The sequence below is a fragment of the Sporichthya polymorpha DSM 43042 genome (genome assembly GCF_000384115.1).
Classification (GTDB): Bacteria; Actinomycetota; Actinomycetes; order Sporichthyales; family Sporichthyaceae; genus Sporichthya; species Sporichthya polymorpha.
In genome coordinates this window covers 3422175-3445956 of record NZ_KB913029.1, presented here as the reverse complement: position 1 = coordinate 3445956, position 23782 = coordinate 3422175, and the positions used below count along the sequence as shown (strand labels likewise).

At 71.1% G+C, this 23782-nt stretch carries 23 protein-coding genes and 1 pseudogene; 7 read left to right on the top strand and 17 right to left on the bottom strand.

Annotation, left to right across the window (positions count from 1 at the left end; genetic code table 11):
* Positions 1-16: 16 nt before the first annotated feature.
* On the bottom strand, positions 17-820 hold the full coding sequence (locus SPOPO_RS0116795; RefSeq protein WP_019876103.1) for an enoyl-CoA hydratase/isomerase family protein: 804 nt from the start codon (positions 818-820) through the stop codon (positions 17-19).
* Positions 821-825: 5 nt separating this feature from the next.
* Positions 826-1590 (bottom strand): enoyl-CoA hydratase-related protein, encoded by a 765-nt coding sequence (locus SPOPO_RS0116790; RefSeq protein ID WP_019876102.1) that lies wholly within the window; start codon positions 1588-1590, stop codon positions 826-828.
* Between the two features lie 122 nt (positions 1591-1712).
* Here SPOPO_RS0116790 and SPOPO_RS32995 point away from each other — a divergent pair, with 122 nt between their 5' ends.
* The gene (locus SPOPO_RS32995; protein WP_019876101.1) at positions 1713-2342 is read left to right on the top strand and encodes a TetR/AcrR family transcriptional regulator; all 630 of its coding nucleotides are present in this window, start codon (positions 1713-1715) and stop codon (positions 2340-2342) included.
* A 72-nt stretch (positions 2343-2414) separates the two neighbouring features.
* On the opposite strand, the gene SPOPO_RS0116780 is transcribed toward SPOPO_RS32995, so the two are convergent.
* From SPOPO_RS0116780 to SPOPO_RS0116745, 8 genes are all read right to left on the bottom strand, one after another.
* Entirely contained in the window at positions 2415-3893 is a 1479-nt protein-coding gene (locus tag SPOPO_RS0116780) for an ABC transporter substrate-binding protein (protein WP_156869970.1), read from the bottom strand.
* A complete protein-coding gene (locus tag SPOPO_RS0116775; RefSeq protein WP_019876099.1) occupies positions 3880-5376 on the bottom strand; it encodes an ABC transporter substrate-binding protein in 1497 nt (498 codons plus the stop codon). Before SPOPO_RS0116775 ends, SPOPO_RS0116780 begins: the two co-directional genes overlap by 14 nt.
* Complete coding sequence (locus SPOPO_RS30110) at positions 5373-7292, bottom strand: branched-chain amino acid ABC transporter permease (protein ID WP_156869968.1); 1920 nt, start codon at positions 7290-7292, stop codon at positions 5373-5375. Before SPOPO_RS30110 ends, SPOPO_RS0116775 begins: the two co-directional genes overlap by 4 nt.
* On the bottom strand, positions 7289-7771 hold the full coding sequence (locus SPOPO_RS0116765) for a hypothetical protein (protein WP_156869966.1): 483 nt from the start codon (positions 7769-7771) through the stop codon (positions 7289-7291). Before SPOPO_RS0116765 ends, SPOPO_RS30110 begins: the two co-directional genes overlap by 4 nt.
* A 26-nt stretch (positions 7772-7797) precedes the next feature.
* Entirely contained in the window at positions 7798-8091 is a 294-nt protein-coding gene (locus SPOPO_RS0116760; RefSeq protein ID WP_019876096.1) for a hypothetical protein, read from the bottom strand.
* Entirely contained in the window at positions 8088-9362 is a 1275-nt protein-coding gene (locus SPOPO_RS0116755) for a hypothetical protein (protein ID WP_019876095.1), read from the bottom strand. Before SPOPO_RS0116755 ends, SPOPO_RS0116760 begins: the two co-directional genes overlap by 4 nt.
* On the bottom strand, positions 9359-10051 hold the full coding sequence (locus tag SPOPO_RS0116750) for an ABC transporter ATP-binding protein (protein ID WP_019876094.1): 693 nt from the start codon (positions 10049-10051) through the stop codon (positions 9359-9361). The genes SPOPO_RS0116755 and SPOPO_RS0116750 overlap by 4 nt, the downstream gene beginning before the upstream one ends.
* Before the next feature lie 121 nt (positions 10052-10172).
* Complete coding sequence (locus tag SPOPO_RS0116745) at positions 10173-10793, bottom strand: FMN-dependent NADH-azoreductase (protein WP_019876092.1); 621 nt, start codon at positions 10791-10793, stop codon at positions 10173-10175.
* A 67-nt stretch (positions 10794-10860) separates the two neighbouring features.
* Here SPOPO_RS0116745 and SPOPO_RS0116740 point away from each other — a divergent pair, with 67 nt between their 5' ends.
* Positions 10861-11376, top strand: coding sequence for a MarR family winged helix-turn-helix transcriptional regulator (locus tag SPOPO_RS0116740; RefSeq protein WP_019876091.1), 516 nt, complete (start codon positions 10861-10863; stop codon positions 11374-11376).
* A 36-nt stretch (positions 11377-11412) separates the two neighbouring features.
* Complete coding sequence (locus SPOPO_RS0116735; protein ID WP_019876089.1) at positions 11413-12381, top strand: LLM class F420-dependent oxidoreductase; 969 nt, start codon at positions 11413-11415, stop codon at positions 12379-12381.
* A 66-nt stretch (positions 12382-12447) separates the two neighbouring features.
* On the opposite strand, the gene SPOPO_RS0116730 is transcribed toward SPOPO_RS0116735, so the two are convergent.
* The 5 genes from SPOPO_RS0116730 to SPOPO_RS0116710 all read right to left on the bottom strand — a co-directional run bounded on the left by SPOPO_RS0116730 (position 12448) and on the right by SPOPO_RS0116710 (position 17109).
* Positions 12448-13941: an aldehyde dehydrogenase gene (locus SPOPO_RS0116730; RefSeq protein WP_019876088.1), complete on the bottom strand. Its 1494-nt coding sequence runs from the start codon at positions 13939-13941 to the stop codon at positions 12448-12450.
* A gap of 160 nt (positions 13942-14101) precedes the next feature.
* A complete protein-coding gene (locus SPOPO_RS0116725; RefSeq protein WP_019876087.1) occupies positions 14102-14587 on the bottom strand; it encodes a DUF2243 domain-containing protein in 486 nt (161 codons plus the stop codon).
* Between the two features lie 261 nt (positions 14588-14848).
* The gene (locus SPOPO_RS0116720; RefSeq protein ID WP_156869964.1) at positions 14849-15094 is read right to left on the bottom strand and encodes a hypothetical protein; all 246 of its coding nucleotides are present in this window, start codon (positions 15092-15094) and stop codon (positions 14849-14851) included.
* A gap of 314 nt (positions 15095-15408) precedes the next feature.
* Entirely contained in the window at positions 15409-15942 is a 534-nt protein-coding gene (locus SPOPO_RS0116715) for a hypothetical protein (protein WP_156869962.1), read from the bottom strand.
* Between the two features lie 207 nt (positions 15943-16149).
* Entirely contained in the window at positions 16150-17109 is a 960-nt protein-coding gene (locus SPOPO_RS0116710; protein WP_019876082.1) for a TIGR03560 family F420-dependent LLM class oxidoreductase, read from the bottom strand.
* A 122-nt stretch (positions 17110-17231) separates the two neighbouring features.
* On the opposite strand from SPOPO_RS0116710, the gene SPOPO_RS0116705 reads away from it, so the two are divergent.
* The 3 genes from SPOPO_RS0116705 to SPOPO_RS30100 all read left to right on the top strand — a co-directional run bounded on the left by SPOPO_RS0116705 (position 17232) and on the right by SPOPO_RS30100 (position 21054).
* Positions 17232-18770 (top strand): AMP-binding protein, encoded by a 1539-nt coding sequence (locus SPOPO_RS0116705; RefSeq protein WP_019876081.1) that lies wholly within the window; start codon positions 17232-17234, stop codon positions 18768-18770.
* A complete protein-coding gene (locus tag SPOPO_RS30105) occupies positions 18771-19727 on the top strand; it encodes a PaaX family transcriptional regulator (RefSeq protein ID WP_019876080.1) in 957 nt (318 codons plus the stop codon).
* Positions 19728-19806: 79 nt separating this feature from the next.
* Positions 19807-21054 carry an NAD(P)H-dependent flavin oxidoreductase gene (locus SPOPO_RS30100; protein WP_084671200.1) on the top strand — a complete coding sequence of 416 codons (1248 nt, stop codon included), beginning with the start codon at positions 19807-19809 and terminating at the stop codon, positions 21052-21054.
* 74 nt (positions 21055-21128) lie between these two features.
* Here SPOPO_RS30100 and SPOPO_RS0116690 read toward each other — a convergent pair whose 3' ends face one another.
* Both SPOPO_RS0116690 and SPOPO_RS35690 read right to left on the bottom strand, forming a co-directional pair.
* Complete coding sequence (locus SPOPO_RS0116690) at positions 21129-21635, bottom strand: MaoC/PaaZ C-terminal domain-containing protein (RefSeq protein ID WP_019876078.1); 507 nt, start codon at positions 21633-21635, stop codon at positions 21129-21131.
* A gap of 17 nt (positions 21636-21652) precedes the next feature.
* A pseudogene (locus tag SPOPO_RS35690) lies at positions 21653-23023 on the bottom strand (MFS transporter); the annotation flags it as partial.
* Positions 23024-23057: 34 nt separating this feature from the next.
* Here SPOPO_RS35690 and SPOPO_RS0116680 point away from each other — a divergent pair.
* Positions 23058-23777 (top strand): maleylpyruvate isomerase family mycothiol-dependent enzyme, encoded by a 720-nt coding sequence (locus SPOPO_RS0116680; protein WP_019876076.1) that lies wholly within the window; start codon positions 23058-23060, stop codon positions 23775-23777.
* Positions 23778-23782 lie beyond the last annotated feature (5 nt).

Sequence of the window (23782 nt, the reverse complement as noted above, 5' to 3'; positions counted from 1 at the left end):
TCTCGGGTCGATCCGGTCAGCGCGCGAGGCGCTCGGTGGCCTTGCTCTGGCCGGCGCGCAGTCGGGCCAGGCCGTCCTCCATGCGCCGGGTGAACAGGTCGCGGCTGACGAGGTCGGCGGTGACGCGCAGCTCGTAGTTGAGCGCGCCGACCGGGTCCATGTGCCCGGCCCGCAGCGCGACCTCCTTGAGGACGGTGAGCAGCTCGGGGCCGGCCTCGGCGATCTGCTTCGCGACGCGCAGGGCGTTCTCGCGCAGAGTGCCGACGGGGACGACCTCGCTGACCAGACCGATCCGCAGCGCCTCGGCGGCGGGAATCGGGTCGCCGGTGAAGTACAGCCGGCGAGCGTTCTGTGCGCCGACCTTGCGCTCGAGCGCGTGGTAGAAGCCGTTCATCGCGTACTTCACCTGCGTCGAGCCGAACGCCGCGTTCTCCGACGCGATCGTCACGTCGCACATGTTGGCGACGTCCATCCCGTAGCCGGGCGCGACGCCGGCGACCGCGGCCACCGTCGGCTTGCGGTAGTCGTAGATCGCGACCATCAACTTCGTCGCGAGCTCGACGAACCGCGTGCGCTCGTCACTGCCGGTCTGCGCGGTGCCCGTGCCTTGGAGGACGTCGAGCGCCCAGCCGGAGCAGAAGTAGTCCTCGTTCCCGATGAACAGGACGGAGGCGACCGCGTCGTCGTAGGCCCACGCGGCGAGCTGGGTGCAGATGTCCTCGTGCAGTTCCCATCCGAGCGCGTTGCGCTTCTCGGGGTGGTTGAACTGGAGGATGCCGACGCCGTCCTCGATGGACACGTTGAGGTACTTGTACGTCATCGGGATCAGGCCTTCTTCGCGCGGGAGCTGATCTTGGAGAACGCCTGCTGGATGCGCTCGTTCACCTCGGGGTGACGGATGACCTCCTTGTAGGCGAGCGTCTCGTAGGTCAGCGCGGAGATCGGGTCCATCGCCGGGGAGCGCAGCGCCATCTCCTTGTTGTTCATCGCGGACGCGGTCGTCGTCTCGGCGATCGACCGGGCCAGTTCGGTCGCCGCCTTGACGACGGTGCCGGCGGGCACGAGCCGGTCGATCAGGCCGATCCGTAGGGCCTCCTGCGGGTCGATGCGGTCACCGCTGAAGGTGAGCAGCTTCGCCTGGGACAGGCCGACGATGCGCCACAGCGGCGAGAAGTACGGCGTCAGACCGAACTTGATCTGGGCGTAGCCGAACAGGCCGTTGTCGGCGCCGACGCGGATGTCGCAGAACACCGCGATGTCGAGACCGCCGCCGAGCGCCGGGCCGCCGACGGCCGCGATGGTCGGCTTGCAGTAGTCGAGCAGCGTCCCGTAGGCGCGCAGGCAGGCGGCGGAGTAGGCCGCCCGGGTCTCGTCGGTGAAGCCCGACTGCAGGTCGAGGTCGAGGCCGGCGCAGAAGACGTCCTCGCCGCCGGTGATCACGACCGCCGCGACGGAGTCGTCGTTCTTCCAGGCGTCCAGGGCGTCCGACAGCTGGCCCAGCAGCTCCAGGCTGAGGGCGTTGCGGCGCTCGGGGCGGGTGAAGGTGATGGTGCCGACCCCGTCGGCCACCGTGGTGCTCACGCTCGACATGGAACCTTCTTCGTTGACCGGCGAATGTAGCGTTCAGTACATTAGAATGTAGTGAACAATACATTTCACGGGCAGTCAAGCAGCGCCGGACGGTTACCCTGAGGCGGGCTCAAGGAGGCACGATGGCGAAGGCGGCACCGGTCGTCGCCCGGCGGGGACGGCCGCCGCGGTCGGACGCTCCCGACGGTCGGGCCCGCCTGATCGCCGCCGCTCGTGACGTGTTCGGATCCCAGGGCTACGGCAGCACGACGGTCCAGGACCTGGTCAAGGCGGCGGGCGTCAACCCCCCGACGCTCTACCACCACTTCGACGGCAAGGCCGGGCTGTTCGTGGCCGCGGCGGAGGACGCGTACGCCCCTGTCCTCAGTCGGTTCCAGGAGGCGGTCGCCGGCGAGACCGAGTTCGCGGCGGCCCTCGAAGCCCTGCTCTCCGCCGCGGTGACGTTGATGGACACCGAGCGCGCACTTGCGCGCATGTTCATGGTGATCCAGTTCGAGTACCCGCGCCGGCCGGAGCTGCGCGATGGTCTGCGGCCGTTGCTGCGGACCTACCGGGAGTTCTTCGACTCGCTCGCCGCGCTCGCGCCCGACTCGCTCGCCCCCACCCCGCGCGCCCGCATCGACCTCAGCCGCGCGCTGGTCACGATCCTCACCGGCTTGAACAACGAGGCCCTGCTGCTCCCCAACGCCCGCGACTTCGCCGGGCTCGTCCGCTCGACCCGCGCCCTGCTGGGTCTGCCGACCGGGGACTGACCGAGCACCAACCGACACTCCTCCCCCGCCTTCAACAGTGGGGGTGACACCCCTTTCTGAACAGCGGGCGCGTCAGATGCAGTCGAAGCGGGCGCCGGCGGGGGCGAAGAAGCCGCGGCTGTCGAAGCCCATCGCGGCGAAGCAGAAGTTCTCCTGGGCGTGGGGCTGGTTCAGGGTGTAGGTCGTGGCCGGGATCAGCCCGCCCAGGGTCTCCTTCTTCACCTTGCCGAGGCCTTGCAGAATCAGGTCGCGGGTGAGCGGGACGTCGCGTGCCGACGGGCCGAGGAGCTCGACCGCGCGCTCGAGCATCTTCGCGCTGGACCAGGTGAGCGCGCTGGCGTTGTTGAACTCCGCCGTCGGGTTGTAGCGCGCCATCGCGGCGCGGTAGTCCTTGATCGCCTGGTTGTCGTCGGTCGAGATGAACGGGAAGATCGGCGTGGCCATCGAGACCGTCGCCTTCTGCAGGTTCTTGTCGTTCGGGTCGAACGTCGCCTGGCTCGCGGTGATGACGATCGGGACGTCGAGCCCAACGGTCGCGCACGAGCGGGCCGTGCGCTGGACACCCCCGGCGTCGCCGGCGAACACGACCGCCTTCGCCCCGGCATTCTTGGCGGCCTGGCAGGCGGAGGTGAAGTCGTTCTGGGTCAGGGAGATCTGCGTCTGGTAGACGATCGACATCCCGAACTTCTTGGCGTAGCCGTCGCGGTCCAGCGTGTCCTTGAACGCCGTGCACGCCGAGGACTCGACGCAGTAGAAGATCGCGAGCTTGTCGACGCCCTTGGACTGCAGCGCCTTGGCCGAGCCGGCGAACTGCGCCTTCTCGATACCGCCCACCGGGTACAGGTACGGCGAGAGGTGCCAGTCCGGGGTGACCTGGTCTCCGCCGACCGACACGATCTTCGCGGACTCGACACCCTTGCGGAATCCGACGATGTCGAGCGGCGCGTAACTGGCGATCAGCGCCACCGCGTTGCGGACCTGGACCATCTCCTTCACGGCGGCCTCCGCCTTGGCGGGGTCCGAGGCGGTGTCCTTCTGAAACAGCGTCACCGGGTGACAGCCGAGGCCGCCACGGGCGTTCACGTCGCGCACCCAGACCGGGAGCGTCTGCACCGCACCCTGGTTGTTGGCCCCGACCAGACCGCTGAACGCCCCGACCTGGCCGAGGACGACCGGCGGCCCCTGCTTCGCGCAGCCGGCGGCGACCGGCGTCTTGGCACCGCCGCTCGCATTGGTCCGGCCCGCCGAGGACTTGGTGCCCGCCGCCGGGGTCGGGGCCGCGCCCGCTCCCCCGGCCGGCACCGTTCCGCCGACCGCGGCGACCGCGCCCGGCGCCGCGGCGACCGCACCCGTCCCGGCGTCGGCCGTCGCGGGAGCGGCGGCGGCCGCACTCGCCTGGGTCTGCGCGAGCTGCTCGGCGAGGCCGCCACTCTCGGCGGCGACCACGGCGGCGTGATCGGTCCGCGCACCGCAGGCGCTCAGGACGAGCGCTGCGGAAGCGACGACGGCGGCGGCACGGAGAGCCCGCCGGGAGAACTCAGATGCAGTCAAATTTCGATCCCTGGGGTGCGTGGAAGCCGCGGTGGTCGAAGGCCATGGCGGCGTAGCACAGGTTCTCGGCGGCCTGCTTCTGGTTGAAGGTGTACGAGGTCGCCGGAATGAGCCCGCCGAGGGTCTCCTTCTTGATCTTGCCGAGGCCCTGCATGATGTGGTCGCGCGTGAGCGGGACCTCGTGCACCGACGGGCCGAGCAGCTCGATCGCGCGCTCCAGCATCTTGGCGCTGGACCACGTCAGCGCGGCGGCGTGGTTGATGTCGGCCGTCGGGTTGTACCGCGCCATCGCGGCGCGGAAGGCCTTCTGCGCCTCGTTGTCCTGCTGGGTGAACGGGAAGATGGCCGACGCCATCGACACGGTCGCCTTCTGCAGGTTCTTGTCGTTCGGGTCGAACGTCGCCTGCGTCGCCGCGATGACGATCGGGACGCTCAGGCCGACGGTCGCGCAGGACCGGGCCGTGCGCTGGACGCCCCCGGCGTCACCGGCGAACACGACCGCCTTCGCCCCGGCGTTCTTCGCCGACTGGCAGGCCGAGGTGAAGTCGTTCTGCGTCAGGGACACCTGCGTCTGGTAGACGATGTCCATTCCGAACTTCTTGGCGTACCCCTCCTTGTCGAGGGTGTCCCTGAACGCCGTGCACGCCGTGGACTCGACGCAGTAGAAGATCGCGAGCTTGTCGACGCCCTTGGCCTGCAGCGCCTTCGCGGACCCGGCGAACTGCGCCCGCTCGATCCCCCCGACCGGGTACAGGTACGGCGACATGTGCCAGTCCGGGGTCACCTGGTCGCCGCCGATCGAGACGATCTTCGCCGACTCGACGCCCTTGCGGAACCCGACGATGTCGAGCGGGGCGTAGCTCGCCACCAGCGCGACCGCGCCGCGGACGTTGACCATCTCCTTGACCGCGGCCTCGGCCTTCGCCGGGTCCGAGGCGGTGTCCTTCTGAAACAGCGTCACGGGATGGCACCCGATGCCGCCGCGGGCGTTCACGTCACGCACCCACACGGGGAGGGTGTTCACCGCGCCCTGGGTGTTCGCGCCGACCAGACCGCTGAACGCGCCGACCTGACCGATCACCACGGGCGGGCCCTGCTTCGCGCACCCGGCCGCCACGGGGGTCTTGCCGGTACTCGCGCCGTTGGTGTTCGCCTTGGCACCGCCACCCGTGGCGGACGCGGCCGGCGTCGGGGTGGCGACCGCTCCCCCGGTGTTCGTCCCCGCCGCGACCGGGGCGTCGACGGTCTGGCCGGGCGCGACCGCACCGACGCCCGCACCCGGGTCGGTGTCCGTCGTCGCGGGTGCGGCCGCGGCGTTGTTCGCCTGCGCCTCGGCCAGCCGCTCGGCGAGTTCGCCGCTCTCCGCGGCGACGACCGACGCGCGGTCCAGGCGGGAACCGCAGCCGGTGAGCACGAGCGCGACAGCGGCGGTGACGGCCGCGGTCCTCAGCAGACGGCGGTGCGAGGAACGGGTACGGATCACGGGGCACTCCTCGTGGTCACGAGCGGCCGGGTCGGGGTGGGCTCCGACGTCCGGCCCGAGATGGGTCCGCCGCGGCCGCGCCGGTACTCGGAGTCGACCGCGCCGCGGGCGATCAACTTCGAGATCCGGGTGGGCAGGTCGACCGCGGAGAGGATGGCCGCGACGCCGAAGATCAGCTGCAGCCACTGGGCGGGAGTCTCGCCGTCGATGTAGACGAGCGGGAGGATGCTGATGATCGGCGCGATGACCGCGGCCGAGAGCGTGCCCCGGCCGGCGAGTGAGAGCACCGCGAGGATCAGCAGCGAGTTCAGGTAGTTGTAGGAGTCGGCGCTGACCGAGCCGAACACGCACGCCCCGAGCGCACCGGACAGCGCGGCGAGCGCGGCCGAGAGGCAGAACACCAGCGTGCGGGTGACGTTGACGCTGGTGCCGAGCGTCGCGAGCGCGATCGGGCTGTCGGCCATCGAGCGCAGCAGCCGGCCGAGGCGGGACCGTTCGAGGGCGGCGACGGCGAGGATCGCGGCGATGCCGAACGCGAGGACGAGGTAGTAGTACGCGGTGTCGCCGGCGAGGCCGTCGGGTCGCCGCGTCGCCTGACCCTGGGTGCCGAAGAACCAGTCCTTGGTGTACGCGTACTGCGCGAGCAGGATGCCGAAGCCGAGCGTCGCAAGACCGAGGTAGAGCCCGGACAGGCGGATCGCGGGGATCGCGATGACCGCCCCGACGGGCACGGCGATCAGCGCCGCGCCGAGGACGGCCAGGCCCCACGGCAGACCCTGGTCGAGCAGCTGACCCACCATCGCGCCACCGATCGCGGCGAACCCGACCTGGCACAGCGAGATCTGCCCGGAGATCCGCACGAGCAGCACGAGCGAGAGGAACAGCAGCACCTGCGTCGCCGCGACCGTGTACGAGGACTGGTGCACGCCCCAGTACCTCGGGGCGAGCAGTGCCGCGATGGCGACGACCGACCAGCCGGTGACCTGTTGCCACGGCGGAGCGGTGCGGGTGCGCCCGGTGCCACGCACCGCCCGGCCGAGTTCGACGAGCTTGCGCCGCGGCAGCACCAGCAAGACGACGAACAGCACGAGGAACGGGGTGTTGACGTCCAAGCCCTGCATCCAGGAGTGCGCACTGGCCTCCTTGGACAGCACCGCCTGCAGGACACCGATCGCGAGGCCGCCCGCGTACGCCAGCGGCAGGTTCGTGAACGCGCCGATCGCGGCGGCGCCGAAGGCCTGGACGACCAGCAACGAGAGGAACGTGACGTCGAGCTGCTGCTGCGCGCTCGCGAGCAGGATGCCCGACACCGCGGCGAACGAGCAGCCGATCAGCCACGCCATCCGCCGTACGCGCGCGGGGCCGACGCCGGTGAGGCCGAGCAGGTCGGGGTCGTCCACGACGCCGCGCATCGCGCGCCCGAGCCGGGAGCGGTTGAAGAACACGTAGAGCGCGACCGCGGACAGCAGCCCGAACACCACGACCACGACGTTCTCGGTCGTGACGTTGACGCCCGAGATCGTGAACGCGGTCTCCTGCTCCAACAGGGGATCGAACCGCTTCGCCGACACCCCGAACAGCAGCGCGACCAGCGCCGGGATCGCGACAACCAGACCGACGGTCGCGACCAGTTTCGAACTGGTCGGCACATGGGCCAGCGACCGGGCGAGTTGCTCCATCAGCAGGCCGGCGACGACGCCGAAGCCGAGGATCGCGATCGCGGCCGCCACCGGCCAGGGCACTCCGTGCTCCTGGCGCAACTGGTGGAAGCACACCGCCGCCGCGGCCGCGACCGCGCCGTGCCCGACGTTGAGTACACCCGAGGTCTTGTAGGTGAGTACGAGACCCATCGCGGCGATGCCGTAGATGGACCCGACGGTGACGCCGATGACGAGGAAGGGCAGGTAGTCGTTCACGCGCAGACCCCACACGGCTTCAGGAGGGTCTCGTCCGCGGCGACGACCGGCTTCCCGCGCACCAGCAGGCAATCGGCGCGGTGGTGGTGCGCCATGCCGGCGACGGTGACCCGGCGGCGGTCGACGGCGTCGTCCGCGCCGGCGGCCGGGGCGGTGCGCGCCGCGATCCGCCGGCCGACCGAACGCCGGACCGCGCGCGCCTCGACACGCACCCGGGCGAAGCCGCGGTACAGCCACCCCCCCACGCCGGCGCAGGCCACGACCACACCGATCATCGCCAGGGCGGTCCACGACATCTGGCTGTCCCAGTCGGTGGTGTCGCTCGCGCCGAACCACGCGAGCACGACCAGCAGCACGCCGGCGGCCAGCAGGACCACGGTCACGACGAGGTCGGCGCGCGTCCACAGCGCGTCCGGCATCTCGCGCGCCGCCCGGGCGGGCCGGGTCCGTGCCCGGGTCCGCACGGCAGGCGTCGTCACCTGAGTACTCGTCATCTCGAGGGGACTCAGACCTCGGCGTCGGACGCGGCGAGCTGCTCGCGCAGGGCGCGCAGCTCGCGCCACTCGTCCCGCAGGTCGGCGGAGACCCACATCATCCCCGCGACCGCGCACAGCACGACGCCGCCGGCGCCGGCCGAGATGAAGTACGGCAGCTGCTCGGCCACGTACGGGGTGTCGCTGATCCCGATGTAACCGACGACGAGCACGATCACCGCGCCGAGGATGCAGGCCAACGCAAGAGCCCGGTCCCACTGCGCCTTGAGGAGGGTCGGCAGATCGTGCTGAGTGGGGGCCTTCATGCGCGTACTCCTCGCCGGACGAGACCGGTGACCAGGACGCCGGCCAGGCAGGCGCCCGCCAGCACGAGATAGATGTCGCCGACACCGCCGCGGCGCAGGTCACCGAAGTCGGGGACGACACCGCTCCCCGCGACCAGGGACGTCGGCACCGCGCCGGGCGCCGCCGCCGGCAGGGCCCCGGTCGAGGGCAGCGCACCGGGGACGCCCGCGGCGTCGATCCCGGCCGGGGTCGTGTCGGTCGGGGTGACGGCGGTGTCCGTGCCTGCGGGCGCGACGGCCGCCGGGCCCTCGGGGATCACCTGCGCCGCGATCGTGGCGAAGGCGTGTCCGATGTCGAGCGTCAGCTTCGTCTGACCGCCGAAGAGCGGGTTGTCCGGCGGCGCGGGCATCAGCGCGGTGAACGACAGGACGGGCGCGATGATCCCGGTGTCGGTCGTTCGGGCCGCCTGGTAGCTGCCCTCGATGCCGGCGGCCTTGAGGCCGTCGAAGAACGCGTCGGTGGGGATCGGCGTCGCCTGACCCTCCCCCGCGGGTGGGAGCAGGTGGAACTGCCCGTCACGGAAGGCGAACTCCGGGCCGACGTAGGTCGAGCCGTCGGGCGCGGCGAACTTCACGCCGGGCAGGCGCAGGGAGTCGATCTCGAGCATCGAACTGCGCGTCAGCTTCGCGTCCGAACTCGACGTCACCTTCGCGATGCTGCGGATCCCGTCGAACGTCGCCAGCCCGGCCAGGGCGAGGGCCGACTGCCGCGCCTCGGCGATCGCAGTCACGCCGCCGTCGCTGAGGCGTTCGACGCGAGCCGTCGCGACGTAGCCGCTGGCGGCGCTCACCGACTGCGCCCTTCCGGCGGCCAGGCGGTCCGAGCTCTCCGCCGCCAGCTCGACGCCGGGCGCGGTGACGGCGCTCGGTTCGTCACCCAGCTCGGTGTTGGCGTAGAGCGGGTAGTCCGGCAGCGGCGGGAAGCCCGGCGCGAGCGCGCCGATCAGACCGGGCAGGCCGACGAGTCCGTCACCCGGGTACGGAAAGCTCGCGAGCGCGGACGAGCGAGGCAGCGCGGACAGGCGGGCCTGGGCGGTGGGGCCCGAGCCCTCGGGAACGACACCGAGCGGGAAGTTCGGGTTGGACGCGGTGACCCACACGCCGTACGCGGCGGCGGTGGCGTCGAACGTCGTCTCGGCGCGGGAGTCCCCGGCGCCGGCGAGGACCGCGCCCGTGCACAGCAACCCGCCGACGAGCGCGCCGGCGGCGGTCCGGCGGAGCCCGGCCCTCACTGCGCCCCCAGGTAGCTGGCGAAGATCGCGGCGGAGTCGAGCTCGCCCGGCTCACCGGCGAAACTGACGGCCCCTCGGTCGAGCAGGTAGACGTAGTCGGCGGCCTCGAGCGCACGGGTCACGTACTGCTCGACGAGCAGCAGCGACGCGCCCGAGCCGGCGAGCATCCGGAGGAACTCGAAGATCTCGTCGACGATCTTCGGCGCGAGGCCCATGGAGACCTCGTCGAGCAGCACCACCGACGGCGACTGCACGTAGGCCCGCGCGAGCGCGAGCATCTGCTGCTCGCCACCGGACATCGTCCCGGCGACCTGGTTCATCCGCTGCCCGAGCCGCGGGAAGGCGGCGACGGCGCGTTCGAGGGCGTCGGCCTCCTGACCGGGGCGAGCCTGGAGCAGAACGTTGTCCCGCACCGTCATCGTCGGGAAGACGCCCCGGCCCTCCGGGACGTGGCACACGCCGCGAGCGACCAGGTCCTGCGGCGGACGGCGCGTCACGTCCTCGCCGTTGAGCAGCATTCGGCCCCCGGTCGACCGGAGCAGACCGGACGCGACGCGCAGCAGCGTGGTCTTCCCGGCACCGTTCGGGCCGAGCAGCGCGACGACCGACGACGGCGGCACCGCGAGGGTCACCCCGCGCAGGACCGTCACGCCGCCGTAGCCCGCAAAGATTCCGTCGAGCAGCAGCACGAGGCGAACCTCCTTCCGACAACGAGAACGTAGACCATTTGGAGTCGACGTTCAAGATTGAAAGTTGGTTCTAAAAAATCGTGTTCCGGTCGGCGTGACGGCCCGGTGGCGGGCCGGGCGCTCAGGCGGCGAGCAGTTCCTCGATCGCCGCGAGAGCGTCGGCGAAGCTCTGGTCCTCCGCGGCCCCGAGGTCCAGCGGGATCATCTGCGGCGACTCGCGGGCCAGGGTGAGCTCGGCGCCGACGAAGGTGACGTCGGTGATGCCGAGGTTGGTGACCGCGTGGCGCAGCCACGGCTCGCGGTGGTCCCAGCCCTCGCGCGGGGTGCCGGGGCCGTAGCCACCACCGCTGGCGGTGACGACGACGAGCTTCGTCCCCGTCAGCTGACCCAGCGTCCGTTCGGAGACGATGCGGTCGAACCAGGCCTTGAAGGTGCTGGGGACGTTGAAGTTGTAGAGCGGCAGCCCGATGACGACGGTGTCGGCCGCGACCAGTTCGTCGATCAGCTCGGTGCTGATCTTGAACGAGTCGTTCTGCTCCGGAGTGCGGTCCGCCTCCGGCGTGAAGGCCGCGGTGAAGCCGGCCTCGTCGAGGTGCGGGATCGGGTCGGCGGCCAGGTCGCGGTAGGCGACCGTGCCGTCGGGATGTGCCGTCCGCCAGAGCTTGGCGTAGTGCGCGGAGAGGCGGCGGCTGCGTGAGCCCTCCGACCGGAGGGACGAGTCGAGGTGTAGGAGGTGAGGCATAGATAGTTTGTAGCACACAAATCATTGTCGTGTCATGGATAGTGGCCCGCCGGCGTACCCTGAGGTCATGGCGACGCCGAAGGTGGTGACCGACGAGCTGCGGGTGCTTCCGCTGCTCGACCACCTCGCGCGCGTCGGGCGCCGCGCCGCCGAGGCCGCGATGACCCCGGGCGGGCTGCGGCCGCGGCACCTCGTCGCACTCACGCTGCTCGCCGACCACGGCCCGGTGGGCCAGCAGACCCTCGCCGAGACGCTGCACCTGGACCCCAGCAACGTCGTCGGGCTGCTCAACGAGCTCGAGGACCGGGACTACGTCGTCCGCCGGCGCGACCCCGCCGACCGGCGCCGCCACATCGTCGAGCTCTCCCCCGCCGGGATGCGCGAGTTGCGCCGCATCCAGCGCCGGCTCCGCACGGTCGAGGAGAAGCTGCTCGCCGGACTCAGCGTCGAGGAGCGCACCGCCCTGCACGGGCTGCTGATGCGCGCGGCCGGTACGCCGTCCTGCGCCGAGGCAGCCGCCGAGGAGATGTGCACCGAGGGGGCGCTCGACCTCTCCTGCACCGAGAGCGCCTGCACCGAGTAGCTGTTTTCGCCGCCGGCCGACGGGCAGTCCCGAGGGATGGAGATCGGATACACGCTGATGTGCGAGCAGGCCGGACCGCAGCAGCTGGTCCGGGACGCGGTCGCCGCCGAAAAGGCCGGGTTCGACTACGCGGTCATCTCGGATCACTACTTCCCCTGGCTTTCCGAGCAGGGGCACTCCCCCAACGCGTGGTCGGTGCTCGGCGCCGTCGCCCAGGCGACCGAGCGCCTGCCGCTGATGACCTACGTGACCTGTCCGATCCGGCGCTACCACCCGGCGGTGGTGGCGCAGCTCGCCGCGACGACGGCGCTGCTCTCGGACGGGCGCTTCAGCCTCGGTCTCGGGGCCGGCGAGAACCTCAACGAGCACGTCGTCGGCGGCGGGTGGCCGCCGGTCGACATCCGGCACGAGATGCTCACCGAGGCCGTCGAGATCATCTCGTCCCTGTTCACGGGCAAGGACGTCAACTACCGGGGCAAGCACTTCGACGTCGAGTCCGCGAAGCTCTTCGACGTCCCCGACACCCCGCCGCGGATCGGCATCGCGGCGTCCGGGCCGCAGTCGTGCGAGCTGGCCGGGAAGTACGGCGACCTGCTGATCGCCGTCGAGCCGAACGACGAACTCGGCAAGGCGTTCGACGCCGCCGGCGGGGCGGGCAAGCCGCGCTACGGACAGCAGCCGCTGAGCTACGACACCGACGCCGACGCGGCCGTGCGCCGGGCCCACGAGCAGTTCCGCTGGTTCGGCGCGGGCTGGAAGGTCAACGCCGAGCTGCCCGGCCCGGCGGCGTTCGACGCGGCGTCACAGTTCGTCCGACCCGAGGACGTCGCGGCCGCGATGCCGTGCGGCGCCGACGTCGGCGCCGTCGTCAAGGCGTGCCGTGCGTGGGCCGACGCCGGGTTCACGCACCTGGCACTGGTCCAGATCGGCGGCGAGGCGCAGGAGGCCTACTTCCCGTGGGCCCGCGACGAACTGCTTCCCGAGCTGCGCCGCGCCCTGGCTTAACCGCTGCGTCCGGCCAACTGTGGCCTATTGCCCACAGTTGGCCGGACGCAAGAAGCTGACGGAACGTCAGGCGTACGGGTTCTCGTCCAGCAGGATCGTCTTGGTCTCGAGGTAGGACCGCAGACCCTCGGTGCCGCCCTCGCGGCCGAGGCCGGACTGCTTGAAGCCGCCGAAGGCGATGCCCATGTCGAGCTTCATGTTGTTGTGGCCGACCGTGCCGGAGCGCAGGCGGGCCGCGACCGCACGGGCGCGCGCGGCGTCCGGGGTGAAGACCGCGGCGTTGAGGCCGTAGATCGTGTCGTTGGCGATGTCGATCGCCTCCTCCTCGCTGTCCGCGGGGATGACCGACAGGACCGGGCCGAAGATCTCCTCCTGCGCGATCGTCTGCTTGTTGTTGACGTCCGCGAAGACCGTCGGCTCGACGTAGTAGCCGCGCTCGAGGTGCTTGGGCCGGCCGCCGCCGGTGACCAGGCGCGCGCCCTCCTCGACACCCTTGGCGATGTAGCCCTCGACGCGGTCGCGCAGGCTGGCCGAGGTCAGCGGGCCCATGTGGGTCGCGGGGTCGAACGGGTCGCCGACGGTGACGGCGGAGAACGCGGCGGCGAGGGCCTCGGCGAACTCGTCGTGCTTCGAGCGCGGGACGACGATGCGGGTCAGCGACGCGCAGACCTGACCGGTGAGCAGGCACTCGGCCCCGGCGAGGGTCTGGGCGGCGGTCGCGATGTCGGCGTCGTCGAGGAGAACGGCGGCCGACTTGCCGCCGAGCTCGAGCGTCACGCGGGCGATGCGCTCACCGGCGATCGAGGCGATGCGGCGGCCCGCGGCGGTCGATCCGGTGAAGGCGATCTTGTCGACGCGCGGGTCGCGGACGAGCATCTCCGAGACCTGGCGGTCCGCGGTGACGACGTTGAGGACGCCCGGCGGCAGGCCGGCCTCCTCCGCCGCCTCGGCGAGCAGGTACCCGGCGGCGGGCGCCTCGGGCGACATCTTGAGGATCGCGGTGCAGCCGGCGATGAAGGCCGGGGCCAGCTTGATCGCGGCGAGGTCGAGCGGGCCGTTCCAGGGCACGATCGCCGCGACGACGCCGACCGGCTCGCGCACGAGCAGCGCGTAGCTCGGCGGGAAGAGCGGGTTCGGCGTCGGCTGGACGTTCTCCTCGAACGGGTACGTGTCGGCCAGGCTCGCGTAGTAGCGGAACAGGTCCGGGATGGACATCGCCATGAACTGCGAGATCGAGTGCAGGACGCCGGACTCACGCGGCCACAGGTCGGCGTAGACCTGCGCCTTCTCGGCGAGCTTGTCGGCGAGGGCGTTCATGTAGCCGGCGCGCTCGGAGTGCGACATCCGCGGCCACGGGCCCTTGTCGAACGCCTGGCGGGCGGCCTCCATCGCGGCTTCCATGTCGGCGGCCTGCGCCTCCGCCACGCTGAAGACGGCACGCTCGGTGCTGGAGTCGATCACCTGGAACGCCGAGTCGGAGCTGGGGGTGACCCACTCGCCGTTGATGAAGAAGCGGTCGGTGCCCTTCAGCGGTACCTGGACGTCGTCGGTCAGGCTCATTGCGGTCCTCTCGTTCGGTGTTCCGGTGCGCGCCCGCGCGACCACGGGGAATCTACCCCTGCGTTGATCCGCGCGTCAGCGGCTTCGGCGTCATCTAAACACCTTAGATAAGGCGGCGGGAGGATGTCGCCGATTCCCAAGCGCGCTCCCAGGTCGCGCGTCAGCGGGCGGCCGGGAGCCGGGCCGCGGCGGAGCGGTGGAGCGCGGTCCCGACAGCAACGAGCAGCGCGCCGAACGCGAGGAAGCCGAGGTCCCAGCTCAGCGGGGCTCCGAGGTCGTCGCGGACGTGGTGGACGCCGAGGATCTGGTGGTCGACCAGGCCTTCGACCAGGTTGAACAGCCCCCAGCCGGCGAGCAGCAGCCCGACGTGGAAACGCCAGCTCGGCGCGAGCCGGCGCTGCTGCCAGCCGCGGAGCGTGAGAACCGAGGCCACCAGGACGCAGACCCAGGTCGCGAGGTGGAACATCCCGTCGGCGAGGGTGTTCGCCTCCAGGCCCGCGAGCGTCGTCATCGGGTAGTCGTCGACGTGGCTGACCATGTGGTGCCACTGCAGCAACTGGTGCAGGACGATCCCGTCGATGAAGCCGCCGAGCCCGATGCCGAAGAGAAGACCGGGCGCGATCGGGGCGCCCTCGGGATTGCGCACGGCCCTGCCGCTACCCGACCGGCTCCTGGCCAATCAGGTCGAGCTCGAGGACGTGCCTGCCGAGGGTCGCGGACTCCCCGCGAACGCGTCGACGTCCCGGAACCCGACGGACCGGTAGAGGGCCTGCGCACTGGTCATGGGCCGACTGACCTCGCCGGTCGTGGTCGATCCCGCCCCAATGAGCGACAGGGTTGAAACGGGTGAGGCGACTTCCGGGCCGGAAGTCGCCTCAGTTCTTTCAACCCTGTCGCTGGCTGGGGATCAACGGTCGATCGCGCGGATCGAGACCCAATTGATGGAGCCCTTCTCGGGGAGACAGGGCTGGAACCGGTCGGGAACGTTGCGCCGAGGGACCCCGTCGGCATAACCCCCAGCGCCGCGCACTCGGTCGCCCACCCGGAACGTCCCCATGCCCGCCAGCTCGAAGGTGCGGCCGTCCCCCGTGACCTCGGACCCGTACGGGGCGAGGAGCACGTAACTCTCACCGGGTGCAGGTTCCAGGGTCACGCACCCTTCACGGCTGACCCGAAGGACACCGCCGACGATCGCATCAAGGCCGCCTACGGTCGGGCTGGACTGCGTGATCAGGTTCGGCCAGCCGGCGGGCCGGGGCGTGGGGGTCGGTGCTGCGGCCGTCGGGACGCCCCCGGCACGGTCGTCCTCCCCACCGCCGTCACACGCCCCGAGCACGAGGGCGAGTCCGACCGCTACCGGTCCAGCCAAAATCCGCCGCACCGGACCTCCCCACCTCGACGAGTCGAGACTAGGACGCCCCGCCCGGCGAGAACGTTCACTCCGCCGGAGTGAGCGACACCGCCGCCTTAGCGCTGGGACGTGATCCCTGGGTGGGAGATCCACCGGAAATAGATTGCGCGGTCGTACTCCAAGGTCAGAGCGCCCTCGCTCAGCTCTCGCCAACATCGGTAATAGGCGACGGCTCCCCGAGGGATCGCCTCATCGTCGAGGGCAAGGCGGTACTCCTCGGTCGCTTCGTAGGTCGCCAGGATCTCGGGATCGACGAGGTAAATCCCCGGTACCTGGACCCCGGGGCCATACGGCCAGGACTGATCGATCAACTCCCCGAGTCGCGGAGCGACCATCGACAAAACTTCTGAGTACTCCAGCGGAATCGCGACGATCACATTCACACTCGAACCCATCGCGAGTGCCTCCCTGAAGGCGACGTCGCCGCAGGCCACCGCCGCGGCCACAGCCTTGGGGGGAGGGTCGCTGGCCATCAACTCATCGATGTCTACCTGGGCAGGCAGCCGACGGTCGGCCAGATTCCCAGCCGCCCAGGATCTGGCCGCCTCGACCACGGCCTGCAGTGCCGGGTCACCCGACAGGGGCGTCATGTCGCCCAGCGTAGGCAAGCGCGCTGGGTCGGCGCCGCCGAGGTGAGGACTGGTCACCTCCAGCGGCCCCCACGGCTCTAGGTCCGACGCCATCCGGGCCCAGACCTGCACCGACCGCCCCCAGTCAGAGACAGGGTTGAAACGGGTGAGGCGACTTCCGGGCCGGAAGTCGCCTCAGTTCTTTCAACCCTGTCGCTGGCTGGGGACTCAGCGGAACTGCGGGATCACCTTCTCGGCGAAGAGCCGCATGGTCGTGGTGTCGGGGTAGTCGGAGCACCAGGGGTAGAAGCCCGTGCAGCCCATGTTCCGGTAGGCGGCGATCTTCTCCGCGACCTGGTCGGGGGTGCCGACGAGATTGCCCTCGCGCCAGGAGTCGAACTCCTCGCCCCAGGTGCTGCGGGAGCCGCCGTCGACGATCTCGGCCTCGGTCTCGCGAACGTGGATCTCCGGGGACCAGGTCTTCTCGATCTCGTCGTAGTCGCGGCCGACGTCGCGGCAGTGGCCCTGAAGGATCTCGGCCTTCGCGGCCCACTCGTGGGGCTTGCCGCCCCAGTTGGAGGCGTCGGCGAGGCGAGCGACGATCCGGAGCGTCACCTTCTCGCCGCCCCCGCCGACGAGGACCTGCGGCCGGGCCTGGAGCGGCTTGGGGTCGCACTCGGCGCGGTCGAGCTGGTAGTACTCGCCGTCGTAGGAGAAGGAGGGCTCCTTCCACATCCCGGTCACGATCTCGATGCACTCGCGCATGGCGCGGAGGCGGTCGCGGTTCGACGCGAACTCGTAGCCGTAGCCGGCGAACTCGTTGCGGTACCAGCCCGCGCCGATGCCCCAGATCAGGCGGCCGCCGGACATCACGTCGATGTTCGAGGTGATCTTCGCGAGCAGCGCCGGGTTCCGGTACGGATTGCAGCCGACCATCTGGCCGAGCATGATCCGCGACGTCCGCTGTGAGATCGCGGCCATCGTCGTCCAGCACTCGAACATGGCTTCCTGCGCCGGCTTCGGCACGTTGTGGAAGTGGTCGTAGACCCAGAGGGAGTCGTAACCGAGCTCCTCCGCGAGCTCGGCGATCTCGACCGACTTGGCCCACTTGGCGGCCGGATCCTCGATGGATTTGAGTTCCATCTTCCAGCCCTGCGGGATGAACACCCCGAACTTCATCGCAGTCATGCCCTCATCCTTCCCCGTCACCCCCGTCGTCAGTCGAGCGGTGGGTGGCACGAGACGGCGGCGTCCGGACGGACTAACTTCGGTGGGGCACACCCCCGGTACGACGCCCGTGGAGGCACCGCATGCGCGTTCCCCTGATCGTGTCCGACTTCCTCGACCGGGCTGTGACCGCCTTCGGGGACTCCACCGCGATCGTCGACGAACCCGACCAGCCCGCGGCCCCGGTGGCGACCACGACCTACCGTCAATTCGGCGAGCGGGTGCGGGCGTGGCAGGCGGGTCTGGACGCGCTGGACGTCGAGCCCGGGGCGCGCGTCGCGGTCGTCAGCCACAACTCGGCGCGGCTGCAGGAGCTCCTGCACGCGGTGCCCGGTACCGGGCGGATCTGCGTCCCCATCAACTTCCGGCTGCGGCCGCACGAGGTGCAGTTCATCGTCGACCACTCCGAGGCCGACGTCCTGTTCGTGGACCCGGAACTGGACGCCGACCTCAAGGACGTGAAGGGCGCACGGCACCGCTTCGTCCTCGGTGAGGAGAGCGAGTCGGTTCTGCGCTTCGGCGTCGAGCCGCGCCCGTGGGCCGCGCCCGACGAGGACGCGACCGCCACGATCAACTACACCTCGGGCACCACCGCCTCGCCGAAGGGCGTCCAGCTGACGCACCGCAACATCTGGATCAACGCGGTGACATTCTCGATGCACGTCCGCCTCTACGAGCGCGACGTCCTCATGCACACCCTGCCGATGTTCCACTGCAACGGCTGGGGCATGCCGTACGCGACCGTGGGCCTGGGCGCGACCAACGTCGTCATCCGCAAGATCGACGGCGGCGAGATCCTGCGCCGGGTGGAGAAGCACGGCGTCACGATCATGTGCGGCGCCCCCGCGGTCTGGGCGGCGACGCTCGACGCGGCGCCCGAGTTCGACCCGGTGCCGGGCCGCGACCAGGTCCGGATCGTCGTGGCCGGCGCTCCCCCGCCGTCGCGGACTATCCAGCGCATCGGCGACGAGCTCGGCTGGGAGTTCAACCAGATCTACGGCCTCACCGAGACCGCGCCGCTGCTGACCGTCAACGTCCCCGACCCCGCGGACGACGACGCGCCCGGCGAGGAGAAGGCGCGCAAGATGTCCCGCGCCGGCAAGCCGGCCCTGGGCGTCAAGCTGCGGATCTCCGACGACGGCGAGGTGCTGGCGCGCTCGAACGTCGTCATGGCCGGGTACTGGCGCAACCCCGACGCGACGGCCGAGGCCATCGAGGACGGCTGGTTCCACACCGGCGACGGCGGCTCGATGGACGAGGCCGGCTACCTCACGATCGGCGATCGCAAGAAGGACATCATCATCACCGGGGGCGAGAACGTGAACTCGATCGAGGTCGAGGACACGCTCTTCTCGCACCCCGCGGTGGCGGAGGTCGCGATCATCGGCGTCCCGTCGGAGAAGTGGGGCGAGACCATCAAGGCGCTCGTCGTCCTCGCGCCGGATGCGGACGTCACCGAGGCCGAGCTGATCGCGCACTGCAAGGAGCGCCTCGCCGGCTACAAGGCGCCGACGTCGGTGGAGTTCCGAAAGGAGATCCCCCGCACCGCGACCGGCAAGATCCAGAAGTTCAAACTGCGCGAGCCGTACTGGAAGGAGCAGGGCGGACGCCAGGTGAACTGAATGACGGAAGCTCAGGATCGTTGCGCGCTGCTGGTTCGACGGTTCCGCCGCGAACCGGACGCCAGCGCGCGCTCGCTCCTGGTCACGATCTTCGGTGACTCCGTCGCCCCGCGCGGGGGCGAGGTGTGGCTGGGGACGCTGTCGCGTCTGGTCGAGCCGCTCGGCATCAACGACCGGCTCGTCCGGACGTCGCTGCAGCGGCTCGTCACCGACGGTCTGGTCGGAAACCGGCGCGACGGGCGCCTGAGCTTCTACTCGATCGCCCCCGCCGCCCGGAACGAGTTCCGCGAGGCGGACCGCCGGATCTACCACCCCCGCACCGCGACGCCGTGGGACGGCCGGTGGACGGTCGCGGTCGAGTCGCCGGGCCTGCCGACGGGCGAGCGGACGGCGCTGCGCCAGCAGCTCGCCTGGCTCGGTTTCGGCTCGCTCAACCCGCCGGTGCACGTCTGCCCCCTCGACCGGACCGAGGAGCTGCAGCAGCTGCTCGCCGACCTCGGCCTGGCCGACCACGTCGCGGTCTTCCGCGGCGAGGTCGCCCCGGGCGGCCGCTCGACCAAGGACCTGGCGCGGGCACTGACCGGTGGCCTGCGTGAGCTCGAGCCGGCGTGGAAGGCGTTCCTGCGCCGCTTCGGCCCGCTCGCGGACTCGCTCGCCGCGCTGGACGAAGGAACACCGCCGGACATGGACCCCGAGGACGCGTTTCTGACGCGCACTCTGCTCGTGCACGCCTACCGCCGTGTCGTGCTCCGCGAGCCCGAGCTGCCCGCGGAGCTGTGGCCCACGGGCTGGATCGGCGAGCAGGCGTACGCGGTCGCGGCGACCTGCTACGCGTCGCTCGCCGAGCCCGCGGACGCGCACGTGCAGCGCGTCTGCGCGGTTGCCGGACTGGAGGCCGCGCCGGTCGATCCGGCGTACGCCGGCCGCTTCGCCGCGGCCCGCGCCCTCTTGACATGACCCGCCGCCCGCGGATTCGATACGCAGATCGCACCAACTACGCGGTTTGGTGTGTCACGTCTGCCCGGCGGGAGGCGCCATGGGTGAGATCGGACGACGTCGACTCCTGTCATTGATCGGCGGCGCCGGCCTGGGCACCGGGGCCGGGCTGCTGGGGCCGGGTGCCGCCGCGGCCGCGCCCACGACGGGGTCGGCCCGGCGCCCCGCGTCCTTGCGGACCCGGCTCACGCAGCAGTACGGCATTACGTACCCGATCGTGAACGCCGGGATGGCGTTCTACGCGACGCCCGAACTGGCGGCCGCCGTCACCAACGCGGGCGGACTCGGCTGCCTCGGGCCGATGCCCGAGACGGCGGAGGGGATGCGCAAGCAGATCCAGGAGACTCGCGCGCTGACCAAGGGCCCGTTCGGCGTCGACTTCGTCTACTTCCCGCTCGCGAACACCACGCTGTACTCCCCCGGCTACGAGGCCGACGACGAGCACATGGCGCGGAACGCGACATGGTCGGTCAACGACCTGCACATCGACGTCGTCATCGAGGAGAAGGTCGACTTCGTCGTCTGGTACTGGACCAAGCCCGAGGCGCGGTGGGTCCAGAAGCTCAAGGCCGCCGGCATCCCGCAGTGGGCGCAGGTCGGTAGCGTCGCGGGTGCGCTCGAGGCCGTGGAGTACGGCGCCGAGGTTCTCATCGCCCAGGGCAAGCAGGGCGGCGGGCACGTGCGCGGCTTCCAGGACGGCGACCCGCTGCACCGTTCCGAGCTCGTCCCGATGGTGCGCAAGGCGGTGCCGAAGGACGTCCTCGTCCTCGGCTCCGGTGGCATCGCGGACGGGCGGACGCTCGCGAACGCGCTGTCCGAGGGCGCCGACGGCGGCTGGGTCGGGACCCGCTTCGCCGTCAGCAAGGAATCCTTCGCCCACCCCGAATACATGCGCCGCGTCATCGCGGTGAAGGACGGCTGGAGCGAGACGACCCCGACCGCGATCTTCGGCCCCGAGTTCCCCCACGCCTACACGCGCTCGATCGTCAACCGCGTCCTGACGGAGTGGAAGGGCAAGGAGGATCAGATCCCGGTGCCCCCGCCGCCGGCCCCGTTCGTCGGCACGGCGCGCCTGATGCCGTGGACCGTCCCGGGCGGCATCCCCTACGCGATGCCGAAGTTCAGCGTCATCATCCCGACGCGCCTGTCCGAGGGCGACTTCGACGAGATGTGCCTGCTCGCCGGCTCGGAGTCGAGCGAGATCATCGACTCCGTCGAACCCGCCGGGAAGATCGTCCGCGACATGGCCACCGAGGCCGCCGCGATCCTCGGCCGCAAACGCCGCTGACCCCCTTGCGAAAAAAGGGGCGACACCCCTTACTGCGCAGTAAGGGGTGTCACCCTTTTTTCACAACCGATCGGTCAGGCGGGGCGGCGGGCGACCATGTTCATCGCCTTCATCGACATGACGACGACGTCGTCCTGATTGAGCAGCTCGCCGAAGCTGAAGATCAGGCCGCGGTCGGGCTTGGAGCGGGACGGACGGGCCTCGGTCGTCGTCACGCGCAGGCGGAGCTCGTCGCCGGGGCGGACGGGCGCGGGCCAGCGGATCTCGTCGACACCCGGCGACGCCAGGCTCGCGTTGTGCGTCAGGTAGTGGTCGGCGAACATCCGCATGCACAGGCCGGACGTGTGCCATCCGCTCGCGATGATGCCGCCGAACGGGCCGCGCTTCGCGTAGTCCGGGTCGATGTGGATCGCCTGCGGGTCGAAGCGCATCGCGTACTCGACGATCTCGTCCTCGGTCAGCCCGAGGGAGCCGTAGGTGAAGGCGACTCCGACGGGATAGTCCTCGAAGAACCGGTCGTCGACGGGGGCCTCGAAATCGGGACCGAGGGCGCGGGTGGTGGGGGCGGGGCGGGAGACCATGCCTCCAGTTTGGCGGACCGGTGCAGACACGTGGCGGCCAGGATCACCGCGACGAAGAACGCGAGCCCCGCGACGCCGAGCGCGTACCGCAGCTGCAGGACGGCCTCGTCGCCGGCGCCGACGAGCCCGCCGAGCACCGCGATGCCGACGACGCTGCCGGTCTGCCGCGAGGCGTTGATGACGCCGGCCGCGAGACCCGCGTGGTGCACCGGCACGGCGTCGGTCAGGGCCGCGGTGACGGCGGGCATCGTCAGGCCCATGCCGATGCCGGTGACCGTCAACGTCAGGACCAGCACGGCGTAGGGGACGTCGCCGGCGAGCATCGTCGCGGCGATGCCGGTCCCGGTGAGGAACATGCCGAGGCACGCGGTGCCCGTCGGGCCGCCGGCGCGGGCGCTCCAACGGGCGGACGTCGCCGCGCCGGGGATGATCCCCGCGACCTGGGGCAGCAGCGCGAAGCCCGCCTCCAACGGAGACATCCCCCGCTCGTTCTGGAAGTACAGCGTCAGGACGAACAGCGGGCCGTAGAACCCGAAGTTGATGAGGACGCCGATGACCGCGCCACCCGCGACCGCCGGTTCGCGGAACAGGTGCAGCGGCAGCATCGGCTCGGGGACCCGGGTCTCCACCGCGAGGAACGCCAGCGCGCCCACGACGAACACGGCGGCGGCCGCGACGACGACCGGCTCGATCCCCGCGTGCGCACCCTCGATCAGCGCGACGGCCAGGGCGCCCAGGGTGACGACGGCGAGCAGTTGCCCGGTCAGGTCCAGCGCCCGCGGGATGCCCTGCCCGCGCGGGACGTGACGGGCGGTCAGCGCGAGCACGAGCAGTCCGAACGGCACATTGGCCAGGAACACCGACCGCCACGACCACACCTCGACGCCGAGGCCGCCGACGACGGGGCCGGCGGCCGCGCCGAAGGCGGCGATCAACGCCCACAGCCCGATCGCCCGCCGGCGCAGGCCGGGGTCGGCGTACCCGGCGCGGACCAGGGCGAGCGAGGACGGCACGCACAACGCCGACGCCGCACCCTGCAGCGCCCGGGCGCCGATCAGCGTCCCCGTCGTCGGTGCGAGCCCGCAGGCGAGCGAGGCGAGGGTGAACAGCGCGATGCCGACGCGGAACACCGTCCGCGCGGTGTACCGGTCGCAGAGCGCGCCCCCGGTGAGGATCCCCGCCGCGAGGACGACGAGATAACTGTCGACCACCCACTGCAGGCCGGCGAGGTCGGTGTCGAGGTCGTCGCGGATCGGCGGCAGCGCGACGTTCACGATCGTCGTGTCGAGGATGACCATGAAGTAGCCCAGGCAGGCCGCGACCAGGGCAGGCGTCAGGACACGTTCCGGGCCGGACCTCTCGACACGGCGGTCGGCGGGCGGTTCCATCGCTCTCACCATGACACAGCCCTACGTTGACGGCATGACGCCTGAGCAGTTCGTTCCGTTCTTCCGCGCGGAGGCCGAGGCATTCGCGCGCGTCCTGGAGACCGGCGACCTCGACGCCCCCGTCCCGGCCTGCCCCGACTGGAACCTCACCGCACTGACCGCGCACCTCGGCGGGATCCACCGCTGGGCCCGCGGCGCCATCGTCACCGGACCCGGGCCGATCGAGGAGCCCGACCTGCCCCCGGACCGGGACGCGATCGTCGCCTGGTTCCGCGAAGGCGCGGACGCCCTCCACGAGACCCTCGCGGCCGCCGACCCGCAGACCCCGTGCTGGTCGTTCGGCCGGGACAAGAGCGTCGCGTTCTGGCTGCGGCGTCAGGCTCTCGAGACCGCGGTGCACCGTTGGGACGCCGAGGCCTCCCAGGGCACGCCTGGCCCGCTCGATCCCGCGCTCGCCGTCGCCGGCGTCCACGAGGTCGCCGAGATGTTCTTCCCGCGCCAGGTCTCCCTCGGCCGGATCCCGCCGCTGGCCCGAACTCTGCGCCTGATCCCGGACGAGGGCGCGCCCGTCGTGTTCGCCGGGGACGGCACGGCGTCCGGCCCGCCGGCCGAGATCGACGCCGACGTCGCCGGTCCCGCGGAGGCGCTGCTCCTCCTGATCTGGGGCCGGACCGTCCTCGACGACCCCCGGCTCCACCTCGCCGGCTCCCGCGCCGCCGCCGAGGAGGTCCTCGCCCAGGCCCTCGCGCCGTAGCTCGC